Source organism: Chitinophaga fulva (assembly GCF_012927205.1).
GTDB classification, from domain to species: Bacteria; Bacteroidota; Bacteroidia; order Chitinophagales; family Chitinophagaceae; genus Chitinophaga; species Chitinophaga fulva.
Window position 1 is genome coordinate 1,014,547 of the sequence record NZ_JABBGC010000003.1, and the last position, 14,347, is coordinate 1,028,893.

General features: G+C 49.8%; 11 protein-coding genes. 2 read left to right on the forward strand and 9 right to left on the reverse strand.

Annotation, left to right across the window (positions count from 1 at the left end; all coding sequences use genetic code 11):
* Nucleotides 1-464: 464 nt before the first annotated feature.
* On the forward strand, nt 465-3,278 hold the full coding sequence (locus tag HHL17_RS27460; protein ID WP_169228029.1) for a S8 family serine peptidase: 2,814 nt from the start codon (nt 465-467) through the stop codon (nt 3,276-3,278).
* A 72-nt stretch (nt 3,279-3,350) separates the two neighbouring features.
* Here the strand turns inward: HHL17_RS27460 and lpdA are convergent, their stop codons facing one another.
* The 7 genes from lpdA to HHL17_RS27495 all read right to left on the reverse strand — a co-directional run bounded on the left by lpdA (nt 3,351) and on the right by HHL17_RS27495 (nt 11,373).
* The gene (gene lpdA / locus HHL17_RS27465; protein ID WP_169228030.1) at nt 3,351-4,757 is read right to left on the reverse strand and encodes a dihydrolipoyl dehydrogenase; all 1,407 of its coding nucleotides are present in this window, start codon (nt 4,755-4,757) and stop codon (nt 3,351-3,353) included.
* 156 nt (nt 4,758-4,913) lie between these two features.
* Complete coding sequence (locus HHL17_RS27470) at nt 4,914-5,573, reverse strand: LolA family protein (RefSeq protein WP_169228031.1); 660 nt, start codon at nt 5,571-5,573, stop codon at nt 4,914-4,916.
* 134 nt (nt 5,574-5,707) lie between these two features.
* Nucleotides 5,708-8,371, reverse strand: coding sequence for an FtsK/SpoIIIE family DNA translocase (locus HHL17_RS27475; RefSeq protein ID WP_169228032.1), 2,664 nt, complete (start codon nt 8,369-8,371; stop codon nt 5,708-5,710).
* A 20-nt stretch (nt 8,372-8,391) separates the two neighbouring features.
* The gene (locus tag HHL17_RS27480) at nt 8,392-9,810 is read right to left on the reverse strand and encodes an alpha/beta hydrolase family protein (protein WP_169228033.1); all 1,419 of its coding nucleotides are present in this window, start codon (nt 9,808-9,810) and stop codon (nt 8,392-8,394) included.
* 14 nt (nt 9,811-9,824) lie between these two features.
* The gene (locus tag HHL17_RS27485) at nt 9,825-10,217 is read right to left on the reverse strand and encodes a DUF423 domain-containing protein (RefSeq protein ID WP_169228034.1); all 393 of its coding nucleotides are present in this window, start codon (nt 10,215-10,217) and stop codon (nt 9,825-9,827) included.
* Nucleotides 10,210-10,713: a shikimate kinase gene (locus HHL17_RS27490; RefSeq protein WP_169228035.1), complete on the reverse strand. Its 504-nt coding sequence runs from the start codon at nt 10,711-10,713 to the stop codon at nt 10,210-10,212. Before HHL17_RS27490 ends, HHL17_RS27485 begins: the two co-directional genes overlap by 8 nt.
* A 39-nt stretch (nt 10,714-10,752) precedes the next feature.
* Entirely contained in the window at nt 10,753-11,373 is a 621-nt protein-coding gene (locus HHL17_RS27495) for a 4'-phosphopantetheinyl transferase family protein (protein ID WP_169228036.1), read from the reverse strand.
* Between the two features lie 108 nt (nt 11,374-11,481).
* Here HHL17_RS27495 and dcd point away from each other — a divergent pair, with 108 nt between their 5' ends.
* Complete coding sequence (gene dcd, locus HHL17_RS27500) at nt 11,482-12,018, forward strand: dCTP deaminase (RefSeq protein WP_169228037.1); 537 nt, start codon at nt 11,482-11,484, stop codon at nt 12,016-12,018.
* 98 nt (nt 12,019-12,116) lie between these two features.
* Here dcd and HHL17_RS27505 read toward each other — a convergent pair whose 3' ends face one another.
* Together HHL17_RS27505 and HHL17_RS27510 are read right to left on the reverse strand one after the other, a co-directional pair.
* On the reverse strand, nt 12,117-13,553 hold the full coding sequence (locus tag HHL17_RS27505) for a PKD-like family lipoprotein (RefSeq protein ID WP_169228038.1): 1,437 nt from the start codon (nt 13,551-13,553) through the stop codon (nt 12,117-12,119).
* 35 nt (nt 13,554-13,588) lie between these two features.
* A complete protein-coding gene (locus HHL17_RS27510) occupies nt 13,589-14,347 on the reverse strand; it encodes a DUF4843 domain-containing protein (RefSeq protein ID WP_169228039.1) in 759 nt (252 codons plus the stop codon).

A 14,347-nucleotide genomic window follows, 5' to 3' on the forward strand; every position in this document is an offset into this window, starting at 1 on the left:
CCGGTGTACAAATGATTTTACGACAAAAAACAACAGTGCTTATCTGCAGGGGGCAATGCTACTGGCGGAGTGGGCAGTGCTACCGACAAACAACAAATTGCATGGCGTTACACATCCGAAAAAAGCGGGCTTTCAGTGCTCTTCTTTAGCAGACATATTACAGCGGTGACGTCTTTCTTCTGACATCGGCATGCATTTTCAATGATTGGCTATGACTTAGTGGTACCGGTGTTTCCGGGGATTCAGACTTGCTCTTCAGTTAACCTTTGGTTATCGGTTCTCTCGTATGGTTTAATCAGATTTCGTTGCTCGTTTTCAATACAAGTTATCGTGTTCTCAATATTACAACTTTCGTTTAACTTAAAAAAAATATTTTACGTGTACACATAAAAAATTGCGTTGAACGATTTATTGCAGTAGTTTTAAGTAACATCGTCCAACACCAGGATCTATCGCCCGTTAGCATGAAAAAGAAAACCGTCAAAGTACTATCAGCACTCATTTTGCTGTTATCCCTTCACCCTTCTGCCATGGCGCAGCAGCGTACACGGGAAGTTGTGATGATCAAAAGATATGCTGCCGATACATTGACAGCATTCCCAACGAAGGAGCCCTTGTTTGTTAAATTCATCACCATCCCGGATGATAGAACACTGGCCCGGTGCGGCGTTATCAAAGCATTGACCAGCCGCCATTACATCTTACAGCAACTACCAGCAGACAGTACGTTGCGAAAAAAAGTACAGTACAGTTATACCGCCAGCCCTAATTACAAAGCCACTGATGCTTTGCTGGCACAGCTGGAATCATTGCAACCGATTGACAGCATCGAGGTACAGGTATCATACAGCGGTGAGCAGTTCAGTGCGGCACGCACGCAAACCGTCTATATGATTGACCGTTATCATGCGGCGGTGGTAAAGTTGCGGCAGCGCGACTGGCCCTCCCTGATTGCCATGTCCAGCGTTACGGGGGCCAACCAGGTAAGGCATGCTTCACCCGAGGTGATCATCAATACCATCAATCCGTATGTAAACCGTATCAATGTGGCCCAGCAACAGTTTCCGATGATACGGGGAAAAAGTATAACCGTTTCCGTTAAAGAAGATTTGTTTGACACTACTGATATTGATCTTTCAGGGAGATACCTGCGTTCTACCCTTCAATCGAAGACCAACAGCGCACATGCCACCATTATGGCCACGCTGCTGGCCGGCGCGGGCAACAGTGGCGCCAATGGCCTGGGCGTAGCGCCTGGCGCGAAACTGACTTCCAGCAGCTCCATCGTGCTTTTCCCGGATGCCGATGCCTACTACCGGGATTATGGTATCACCGTACAAAACCATTCCTACGGCATTCCCATTGAATATGAATACGACGCCGAAGCAGTGGCTTATGATCAACAGACCTGGGCAGCCGATACGCTGCTGCATGTTTTCTCCGCCGGTAACAGTGGTACCACCATCCCCTCCGGAGGGCGTTACCAGGGCGTGGGCACCTACGCTAACCTGACCGGCAATTTTAAACAGGCGAAAAACGTGATGGTGGTAGGCGGCACAGAAGCCAATTTCGAGGTGGCCACGCTAGCATCCAGAGGACCAGCCTATGATGGGCGCATTAAGCCCGAAATAGTGGCCTATGGGCAGGACGGCACCTCAGGCGCCGCAGCCCTTACCAGCGGCGTAGTAGCCCTGATACAGGACGCCCATCGTCAGCTGCGGGGGGTGGCTCCTTCTTCTGCGCTGGTTCGTGCACTGCTGATCAACAGTGCCGCTTTACCGGCCAGCGGCCGGCCAGCCTATACATATGGTTTTGGCAGCCTGCATGCTGCCGGCGCACTGACTACCCTCAGCGCCGGCCGTTACCGTCAGGGTACCCTTATTCCGGGCAATACCGCCTCATTTGATATTCCGGTACCGGCAGGCTTGCGGCGGGTGAAAGTCACGCTCTGCTGGAACGACCCCGCCGCCGCCCTCAAAGCGCCCAAGGCACTGGTCAACGACCTGGACATGCAGGCCGTTACCCCCGATGGGAAAACATGGCTCCCCTGGGTACTCAACCCCTTTCCGGCGGTAGATTCGCTGAAACAGGCCGCCCACCGCGGTATTGACAGCCTGAATAACACCGAACAGATCAGCATAGACCAACCGGCAGCAGGCAATCTGCACATCACGGTACAAAGCAAAAACCTCCGCACAGCCAATCAGCCGTTTTATATCGTGTATGATTTTATCCGGGAACCTTCTTTTGCATGGCAGAACCCCGTGAACGGCGCCGTACTGCCGGCCTCCCAGTCCACTCCCCTGCAATGGGAAACTACGTATAGTGGTAACGGTGACCTCTCCTACAGTATCGACAGCGGCGCCACCTGGACGACCATCGCCACCCAGGTTCCGGTACAGCAGCAGATGGCCTACTGGAACGTCCCCGACCTCTTCAACAAAGTATTTTTAAAACTAACGCTAACGGATACTTCGTTTATCAGTCCACCCTGCTATATCACGCCGCTGGTCACCTTGTTCACCGGTTTCAATTGTTCAGACACCGCCATGATATACTGGGACCGGCTGCCGGGAGCCAGCGGTTACCAGGCTTATACCTTGTCGCAGGGCGTCATGACACCCTACAAACAGTTGACCGATACGTTTCTGTTCATTCCCAAACAAAGTACTGCTTCGATGTATTACGCCATCAGTCCCATAGCTCCCGCAGGCTGGGAAGGCATGCGCAGCTATGCCAGCAATTACGCGCTGCAGGGCGTAGGTTGTTATGTCAAAGCATTGCTGGCCGACAGAACAACGGACAATCAGGTGTTGTTATCGCTTTCTCTCGGATCTACCTATCTACTTAAAAATATATACTGGGAAAGACGTTCGCCGACAGGTTGGACAAGGCTGGGCACCCAATCGGTGGGCAGTTTTACGAACTATGGTTTCATGGATAACAATCCGTATGAAGGGCTGGTACAATACCGCGCGGTACTCGAAAGGCAGGATGGGCAAATTATCTATTCCGATATCTCTTCCGTGAGCATACTGTTGCAACATGATGTGTTGATATTCCCCAATCCGGTACTCAGTCAGCTGATCATCCTTGATAAGAACTACCGGACAAGGCAGTTGGTGTTAACAGATATGAGTGGCAGGATTGTTTTACAGCGGACCATTACCGACATACAGGAATACCTTGCCGTTGACCGGCTGGCGCCGGGCGTATACAACTGTAGTATTTTCCTGGGCAGCCAACGTATATATTCCAAACAGATCGTGAAGCAGTAGGAGAACAAAAGGCATTAAATGCAAATGGCCTGCCGTGGAGGCAGGCCATTTGTGTATGATGGAGTAAGTTGATTACAGGTGAATTGCTTCGCCGTAAGCTACTTCGATCGCGTCTTTTACAGACTCGCTCATGGTTGGGTGCGGGTGGATAGAATCCAGCACTTCCTGGTAAGTAGTTTCCAGTTTGCGGGCCACTACTGTCTCAGCGATGATTTCGGTCACGTTAGCGCCGATCATGTGAGTACCCAGCCATTCGCCGTATTTAGCGTCGAAGATTACTTTTACGAAACCTTCAGTAGCACCGGCAGCAGAAGCTTTACCGGAAGCAGAGAATGGGAATTTACCCACTTTCACTTCGTAGCCTGCTTCTTTCGCAGCTTTTTCGGTGTAGCCTACAGAAGCGATTTCCGGTGCGCAGTAAGTACATCCCGGAATGTTCATGTAGTCGATAGTTTCAGGTTTGTGTGCGTATTTTTTCTCGTTGTAAGCGATAGCTTCCACGCAAATGATACCTTCTTTAGAGGCAACGTGCGCCAGTGCCTGACCAGGAACCATGTCACCGATCGCGTAAACGCCCGGAACATTGGTCTGATAGTATTTGTCTACCGTTACGCGGCCTTTATCGGTTTTAATGCCCAGTGCTTCGAGGCCCAGGTTTTCGATGTTGGCAGCGATACCTACAGCGCTCAATACCACGTCTGCTTCGAGGGTGATTTCGCCGGTTTGTGTTTTCACTTTCGCTTTCACACCGTTACCAGCTGCTTCAACCGCTTCCACAGAAGCGTTGGTCATGATTTCGATACCTTTCTTTTTGTATATTTTTTCCAGTTCTTTGGAGATGTCTTCATCTTCCACTGGTACGATACGTGGCATGAACTCAACGATGGTCACTTTAGTGCCCAGGGTAGCATAGAAGTAAGCGAACTCCACGCCGATAGCGCCGGAACCAACCACGATCATGGATTTAGGTTGTTGCGGCAATACCATTGCCTGGCGGTAACCGATCACGTTTTTACCGTCGATCTGCAGGTTGGGCAGTTCGCGGGCGCGGGCGCCAGTAGCCAGAATGACGTGTTTAGCGTCGTATACGGTCGCTTTACCATCTTTATCAGTCACTTCCACCTGGCCTTTGCTTTTCAGCTTGCCGGTACCCATGATCACATCGATCTTATTTTTCTTCATCAGGAACTGTACGCCCCTGCTCATTTTATCAGCAACGCCACGACTGCGCTTGATAACAGCATCAAAATCAACCTTCGCATCTCCGATAGTGATACCGTAGTCTTTGGAATGCTGTGTATATTCATATACCTGCGCTGTTTTTAATAACGCTTTGGTTGGAATACAGCCCCAGTTTAAACAGATACCACCCAGGCTTTCCCTTTCCACTACCGCGGTTTTAAATCCCAGCTGCGAAGCACGGATAGCAGCCACATATCCACCAGGGCCGCTACCAATTACGATTACGTCGTATGCCATATTGTTTAATTTTAATTGAAACTTGCCAAAGGTATAACAATAATTGGGAATTGCGAATTACGAAATTTGGGCGGAGATATAAGCGTAGAGGGGCCTCCCCATCATTCACTTATAACTTCGCCCAAATTCACTATTTCTGATTCGCGATTCACAATTTTATCGGAGGTCCACTACTTCTACGCCAGGATATTTTTTAGCATCAAATGTAAAGATGGCATCTGTTACATTGGCGTTAGGTGTAAAGCTGGTGATCTCGTAAGTATAGTGGTTGCCGTTTTTCTCGAACACTTTCATTTTAGCAATGCTCTGGTTCTTTTTGTCAACGGAAACGATCACCTTGAAGATATTTTTAGACTTGTCTGTCGGCGTCATTTCGATGTTCTGCAGCACCTTTCCTTTTTCGTTGGATTCACCGTCCAACCGGTACAGATAGTCTTTATCGTAGAAATTGGTAAACAGCTTGGCAGGTGTCATCGCGCCGCTGCTCTGGTCCACATTATTGATGGTCACCTCGTTCACATCTTTAGCGTATGTCCAGGAAGTTTTGTTATCACTGATGATTTCCTGTCCCGGCAGGGTTACTTTATATTTAGCCCCCTTCAGGTACACAGTCCCTTTTTTGGAGTCATTTACGCTGTTGTTGGCGCCTTCCACTTTCAATACGAAGTTGGCCACCACGGTTTTGAGGGATTTAAATTTGCTGCTGACACCGTCCAGGATCGTTTTCGCTTTTGGATCGCTGGCACCCTTGGATTGGGCCATACCACTGAAAACGATACCACTTAATAACAATCCTGTCAATACAAATTTCTTCATTGTAGATTTTTTTTGTTTTCTAACCCAGCCATGTCAAATGCCATGCCGGTATGAAAGTTTGGTCATTTAGTCGAAGGGCAAAATTCGGTTTATTTTGTCAAAATGTGTAACACATGCCCTGTCATCTTAATATATTATAACAAATCATTAAGAATTTCCTGTAATTCCGAATCTGTTTTCACCAACACATCGCGGGCTTTGGAACCCATATTGGGGCCTACAATACCGGCAGACTCCAGTTGGTCCATCAGGCGACCTGCGCGGTTATAGCCCAGTTTCATCCGTCGTTGCAGCAAAGATGTGGATCCCTGCTGGGTTTGTACGATCACCTGGGCGGCTTCTTCAAACAGCGGGTCCCTGTCTGCAAGGCTCAGCTCCTTGCCATCGGTGTCTTTATCATCCACATATTCAGGCAGCAGGAAAGCATCCGGGTAACCTTTCTGATTACCGATGAATTCTGCCACGCTTTCTACTTCCGGCGTATCCACAAAGGCGCACTGCAAACGTACCAGTTCCCCGTTGAACGACACCAGCATGTCACCCTGTCCGATCAGCTGTTCCGCACCGCCGATATCGAGGATGGTACGGGAGTCTATCTTGGAAGACACCTTAAATGCCACACGGGCCGGGAAGTTCGCTTTAATAGTACCAGTGATAATGTTTACAGACGGGCGTTGCGTAGCAATGATCAGGTGAATACCCACCGCACGGGCCAGCTGGGCCAGGCGGGCAATCGGCATCTCCACTTCTTTGCCTGCCGTCATGATCAGATCGGCGAACTCATCCACCACCAGCACGATAAACGGCAGGTAGCGGTGCCCTTTCTGCGGATTGAGGCGGCGTTGGGTGAACTTGCCGTTGTACTCCCGGATGTTACGGGTACCGGCTTCTTTCAGCAGGTCGTACCGCAGGTCCATTTCTATACAAAGCGCATTGAGCGTGTGGATCACCTTTTTTGTATCGGTAATGATAGCATCCTCTTCGCCCGGCAGTTTGGCCAGGAAGTGTTTTTCAATCAGCTTATACAGCGACAGCTCCACCTTCTTCGGGTCTACCAGTACAAACTTCAGCTGGGAAGGATGTTTTTTGTACAGCAGCGACACCAGCAGGGTGTTGATGCCCACGGATTTACCCTGACCGGTAGCACCCGCCATCAGCAGGTGAGGCATTTTAGCCAGATCGGCGATGAAGTTTTCGTTGTCGATCTTCTTACCGATAGCGATAGGCAGGTCCATGGTGCTGTTCTGGAATTTCTCCGATGCCAGCAGCGCTTTGAGTGATACGATGCTTTTCTTGACATTGGGCACTTCGATACCGATGGTGCCTTTGCCCGGGATGGGCGCAATGATACGGATACCAAGGGCCGACAGGCTCAGGGCGATATCATCTTCCAGGTTTTTGATACGGGAGATACGGACGCCGGCGGCGGGCACGATCTCATAGAGCGTTACTGTAGGTCCTACTGTAGCGCTGATTTTCTGGATAGAGATATCATAGTTTTTGAGCGTATCGATGATCTGGTTTTTGTTTTTCTCCAGTTCACCCGTATCCTGTACCACTACTTTATCTGCGTTGTGGTTTTCCAGCAGGTCGAGGCCCGGGTAGCGATAGTCGCGCAGGTCCAGTGACGGATCATATGGATCTACAGGTACCACGGGGCGCACAGTTGCCAGTTCTTCCACCTCATCTTCTTCATCTTTAAAAGTCTCCTTGATTTCAAAGGCCACTTCTTCCGGCTGATTTTTTTTCTTAGGTGGCGGTGGTGGCGGCAGTTCTTCTTCCACGTCTTCCACATACAGCAGCGGACCGGGATCTTCTTCCTCCTCCAGCTCTTCCTCTTCTTCCTCTTCCGGTGCTGGTGCAGCCACCGGAGGCGGTACCGGTGGGGCTACCGGCGGCACGTAAGCCGCGTGGGCAGCGGGGATGACGGTCACCTCATCATCTTTTTCGATCAGGGTCATGGGAATTTCTTCCTCCGGATCTTCCTCATGTGGCGGGATGACCACTACGCCGCCATCGCCTTTGAGGGCGTTGCCCTTAGCTGTTTCTGGCGCAGGGGTGGCTGCCACCGGCGTAGGAACAGCCGTGGAGGCCACCGCAGGAGTGACTGGCGCTACCGGGGCTACCGGTACGGGTTTGGGCGGCTTTACTTTTTTCTCCGGCCATTTGAAATCGAAATTGAATTTCCAGATCAGCCAGGAGAAGCCTGCCACGAGGAGCAGCAGCGCAGTGCCTGTTTTACCGATGAACCCGGAGGTCCATTTGTCGAGGGCATTGCCCAGTGCGCCGCCCCATGGGAAATCGGCCCCGTTGGTGACAAAAGCCATGGCCATACTGATAAACAGCAGGCCAAAGATCATATACTTCACATTGCGCCAAACGCGGAATACGCGCCGGCCCACAATAAAATTGACGCCAATGATAAAAAAGAAGTAACAGAACAGGTAAGCGGCGATGCCCACTCCGTTATAGAAAAAATTGTGTGACACGTAGGCACCGAGGCGGCCGAGCAGATTGTCCACTTTTACATCGCCGATCAGCAGTTCACGGGTAGTGTAACGGAACACTTTATCCTGGTCATCTTCCCAGGTAAACAGGTAGGAGGTGAAAGCAATAAAGCAATAGACAGAGAGTAGCAGGAAGAACACACCCATTACTTTGTGGGTACGTTCATCCTTTACAAGTTCCTTTACTTTTACCTCAGCCTCCTTGTCTTTCTTCAGCACATCAGGGTTGGGTGTGGGGGCTTTCGGTTTTTTGCTCTCCGGTTTTTCGTTTTTCAGTTTATTCTTGGACATAATTTAACTTCAAGTTGGGATTACCTGGGCCTTGGCGGCAACTGGAGTATCCAGTGTGCGATGAACTCCGGCACCAGTGGATCAATGGTCTGTTCCAGCTCGCCGTATTCCTCTACAGTGCAGGTTTTACAACGTTGGAACAGGTGGTTTAATCCGTCGAACTTTCGTATGGTGACAAGCATATTCCCATTCTCGCGCAAGGCGCGTTCGATGGCATTCAGGTTCGTGGTGGCGTCTACCTGTAGGTCGCGGGTGCCGTTTACAGCCATGAACGGGCACTTGATCTGCTTCAGATAGTCGAGCGGTTTATATAACAAAATTGATGACAGTTCCCGGTCGAAATGCATATCGTTGGTGAACTCTTCTTCAGACAATTGTTTTTTGATTTCGTCCGGCGAGTTACGGTAGATATCGCGCAGCACGGTTTTAGCCCTGGTGGCCGCCAGTGTATAGCTGGTGTCGCTGGACAGCGCGTCCCAGTAGGGTTTGAGCCGTTGCAGGCGGTCTTTTATTTCCTGGTCAGAAGCGCCGGACATCCGTCCGTCGAGGACCACTTTCTGGTCCACCATTTCGCGGCCGGTGACGCCCAGTCCTGCCAAAGAAACTACAAAAGCCGCTGACTTATTGTTTGCCGCAGCGATTTGTGCTACAATAGCGCCTTCGCTGTGGCCCAGCAGGCCTATCGTGTACGGATCTACGTCTTTTCGTGTTTTCAGGTATTCGAGCGCTGCTTTGGCATCGCTGGCGAAGTCGTATATATTGGAATTGGCATATACGCCGCCGGACCCGCCTACACCGCGGTCATCGAAGCGGAGGCTGGCGATACCGTTGCGGGCGAGAAAATCGGCCAGTACCAGGAAGGTTTTATGGCCGGCGTTTTCATCGTTACGGTCCTGCGGACCGGAGCCGCTCAGCAGGATCACCACCGGGTAACGGCCCCATTCTGCCGGCCGGGTGAAAGTCCCCGTCAGCGATATGTGGGCATGCGTATTGTCAAACTTCACTTCATCCGTATAATAAGGATACGGTGGTTTAGGCTCCTGTGGCCGTTTGTAGACGTCGCTTTGTTTGATCTCTTTCCGGGAGATATTAAACGTGCCTTTGACCCCGCCCCAGGAGAAGATACCTTCAAACTGTTTTTCCGAAGCGTTCCATACGCCCGTATAGGCGAACTGGATAGTGTCTATCCGGAGCAACAGTGTATCTTCGCGGTAGATAATATGATCGAGGGAGATGGCTTCATCCGCATGATCGGGGTTTTGCAGTTCCCCTTTGTAGCCCTCTCCTTCTTTTTCGAGTACCACTGTGAGGCGTTGTTTATCGCCGTAGTAGGATTTGGTTATACCGTACCATTTACCACTGATATCTTTTGTTTGTTGAGCCATGGCAACAGAGCACCAGGCGATACACATCCACAGCAACCAATATCCTTTATGCATATACGATTTGCTTTTTACGCTTTAATTTTCAGAAGCCCCAGCAGCAGAGATATCCATCCGGCGATGAACACCAGGCCTCCGATGGGGGTGATGATGCCTATTCCTCTCAATCCTACGCTGCCCGTAGCTTTCAGCATGGTCAACGCGTAGAGGGAACCGGAGAACAGGAAGATGCCGATGATAAAACATCTGCCGGCCCATTCCAGGTGGCTGCCCGGAGCATTAGCAAAGAGGATGCCGGTTGCCAGCAGCGCAAACACATGATAGAACTGGTAAGTAACGCCTGTCTGAAAAGTAGATACTGTTTCCGGGGGCACCAGTTCTTTCAGTTTATGTGCGCCGAAAGCACCTAAAATCACTGCGAGCGCGCCCAGAGCAGCAGCCCAAACTAAAAAGCCTTTATGCATGTTCGATATTTTTCGTAAAGGTATCCAATGTAATGTTATCGGATGAAATGATATGCCTGGATTGTTCGTAGAAGGGCCTGCGTTCGGCCAGTTTTTTCTCTACGAAGTCCGCCAGGTCCTGGTCATCGAGGTCCTGTATCAGGGGCCGTTTGTGTTTTTTGCGTGTCAGTCTTTCCACCATGGTCTCCAGCGGGGGGTTGATCCAGATGGTAGTACCTTTGTCATTCATGAAGTCCATATTGTCCTGAAAGCAGGGCGTACCGCCGCCGCAGGAGATAAGGAAATTTTCCTGGCGTGACAGTTCACGGAGCAGCATACTTTCCTTTTCCCGGAAATAATCCTCCCCTTTGGTCGCGAAAATGTCGCTGATGGCCATTTCTTCCGCTTCCACAATCACCTCGTCCAGGTCGTAGTAAGGCACATTCCAATGATCTGCCAGTTGCTTTCCCCAATAGGATTTTCCGGCTCCCATAAAGCCGAGCAAGAATATTTTCATAAGTCAAAATAACGCAACAGTTTAGTAAAATGCCTTTCCTCACACCGGATGGGTCCATGCCAGGCACAAACCGTTTTCCATTATATATTGCAAATATAACCGGGTATTTGAATCCGGCTTCACAAAATTAGCGGTAATAAAACCCGTTGACTGATATACAAAGGGTTGTAATACGAGATTTTCCTTAAAATCAACGCTGCCCAGTCCGTACCATTTAAACATGGCCTCTTTGGCGCTCCAGCAGATGGTTTTATGCGGCAGGGAGTGCCGGGGATCGATAAAGTCCCGCTCACTGGGGGACAGGAATTTATGGGACACCCGTTCTATTTTGTCTTTTACCTCTTCGATATCTATTCCTACCGCCGCTTTGGTGCTCACGATGGCGGCCACATGGTCACCACAGTGGGAAATGGAAAAATGAAAGCTATCGCACAGTAACAGGGGTTTACGGGAGTCGCTGACTTTTATCTTCTCCAGCGGGAATTCCGGAAAAAGGGTCACCAGCAGGTACCTCCCGGCAAAATGCTGTAACCGCTTGTGTGGATGATGGATATCGGGACTGATATTTACCCGTTCCCGGAAGAAACTTTCCTGTTCTTCTATGCTCCACACGCCCAACCTGGTTTCCGGATCAATTTGTATGGTACGTATTAATGGCATATCTTGCCAAATTAAAGCAAAAAAGCAGAAATAACAGCAAAGGTTAAAGCTTTTTAACGCTTCCCTTAAAATGCCGGAACCTTTCTTGCTACTACTAAAACACCTAACATGATCCTGTCAGACAAACGGATATTGGAAGAAATTGAAAAAGGCACCATCATTATATCGCCTTATGACCGGAAATATCTGGGTACCAATTCCTATGATGTGCATTTGGGCAAATACCTGGCTACGTATAAAGACCGTATCCTCGATGCCCGCAAACACAATGAAATAGAACATTTCGAAATTCCCGAGGAAGGCTACGTGCTGCAGCCCGGGACACTCTACCTCGGCGTTACGCAGGAGTACACCGAAACACACGCCCACGTGCCTTTCCTGGAAGGAAAATCCAGCACCGGCCGCCTGGGCATCGACATCCACGCTACCGCCGGCAAAGGTGACGTAGGCTTCTGCAACACCTGGACGCTGGAAATATCCTGCGCGCAGCCGGTAAGGGTTTATGCCGGCATGCCGATCGGCCAGCTGATCTACTTTGTGGTGGAAGGCGAAGTAGAAACCATGTACAACAAAAAAGGCAATGCCAAATACAACGGCCGCACCATCAGACCGGTGGAAAGCATGATGTGGCGAAATGATTTCTAGCAGGCATGGCGTTTTCCCACGCCTGCCCGCTGCAAAAAATAAAAGCGCGAAGAGCCCTCTGGCTTCTTCGCGCTTTTATTTCCGGGTATCTCCAAAAATCAGGAGCTCTTCGTAATCCAGCTCACAATTCTCCCAAAACCCTGATAAGATTCTTTCAATTGCAACGGGGCATTAACCGGAGGCACGGTGTATTTCTCCCAGGAGCCGCTCGTTTCAGCCGGTCCGGAAAGCTGATAAAAACCTACCACGAGCCCGTCTGAAGCGTTATTCAGCATGGTAATTTCCGCTCCCGGCTTGTCCAACATCAGTTTGGCGCTTTTCAGGGAGGGATCGTACTCATATAGTTTGCCGCCCACGCTGTAGAAAATGTACCCGTTCACCGGATCTACGGCCATCTGCGTGGCTTTCTCAATATCGGTGGCGATCATCTCATCGTAACTGTTTTGCCGCAGCACGTCAGCCGAAACGTTGACACGGGCCAGATACACTTTCTTAGTAGCCCGGTCTTGCAACAGGGCAAACAACATTCCGTTGTTATAAGTGTTCCACGTCATATACAGCATGTCCTTCGTAGGGTCCTGATAGTTAAATATTGTTCCATCCGGCATCAGGGTACATTCTGAATTAGGCGGCGAATACCGTATAAACCGGTGATTGGTTTCATCATACAGGATAATCGGGATCATATTCCGGTTATTAAAACCGATATGCCGGGATACCTTAAAATATTCTTTGCTTTGCGCAAGATAATTGACCGGGAGGTTATACCTCACCTGATACGCCTGATTGTATACATACAGGTTGCCGTCAGCGTAGCAGAGCGTGCCGCCAAAAGTGGTCAACAATCGTTGAGCCACCATGTTCTCCGGCATTTTTGACTGGAACTCATAGGAAATATTATAGGTAGGCAACCAGCCGAAGGTGTTGGTATTAAGTTTATGGGTACCTGCGGTGGTGGAAATATAATATCCCGTCGATACTACCGCCATGTCCACAGAAGCGCCGTCATGCGGCACCGTAGAGCCCAGCATTCCCAGCACATCGGTGTACATCGTATACTTCGTGGGATACTCGGACAGCATATCAAGTCTTGCCTTACCGTTAACATCGCTCAGGATGAGCAACCCCCTGGAGATCACAATAGACACCGTCAGGTTAAAAACATATTTGAAAGTAACACCGGTAGCTTTGTCCGTTACCCGGTAATACATCGCATAGTCTTTGGAAGGCGGCAGGGTAATGTTAATGTCCAGGTTACGGGTGGTAGCCAGATCGTAACGGTCGCCAATAGGGGTATTGCCCACCTTCGCTATCGCCAGCCATTCGTAGCTGTACTTGCTGGTATCTCCGCTGGCATCTTTTGTAAAAGCCAGTACCGGCTTGATCTGCAAACGGGTACCCTGTAACAGGGAATAGCTACTGTCAATACCACTGATGGTTACGGCATTCAGCTCATGGTAGGTATAGTTGCCTTTGTCTTTGTAACATCCTGCCAGTACCATGACAGACAGGATACCTAAAATATATTTATACATATTGTTATCGCAAAAGGTTAATAAAATAAAAACCGTCATCCTCCGGTAATGGCAGTACCCATCGTCATGACGCTGCCGTTATCATCCAGTACCACGTTGCCTGCTTTGGCCTGCTCATCGAGATAGCGCTGGGTCACTTTGCCGAGATAGTAGGTATCCGCGATCGGTACTTCATTGGCCAGTTTATAGGGATCGTAGCCGGTAAGCTGGCATACCAGCAGGAACTTCTTACGGCTGAAATCCCCGAATACCGCGGCAAACCAGAAATTAGGTTTCGACAATACGTCCGTCATGCGGATACGAAATATGGTACTGCTGATGTAGGTGTTATTACCAACAGACACCCTGGTCATATTCGTGGTGAAATAATCATTGGGCTTGAGTTGCAGGATGAGCGACACCGTATCTGTAAGCATATCCGGCGTACGGCGCAACCGCACGCGGATGGTGTCTACTATTCTGTTAGCACGCAGGACAAAAGAATCCGGTAGCGCATCATAATGTTTTCCCGCTACGGCAGTAGATTGTGAAGTGCTCACTGAAAAAGCGCGGTCATGGTCAACCGGTGCGCCCATAGCCTTTACCGTTATTTTCAGGACGGAATCTGTAGTGCCCGGCGGCGCGAAGATAAAGAGTACATTCAGGCTGTCTTTCAGCTTCTTGCTGATGTCCGGCACTACGCTGTTTTCAAAATAAATATCATTGGTACCTGACCAGGTTTTCAATGCTTCCTTCTGGCAGGCTGTGAGGGCATATAGCATGACAGCCCCCATTATACAGTGAATTGCTTTCAT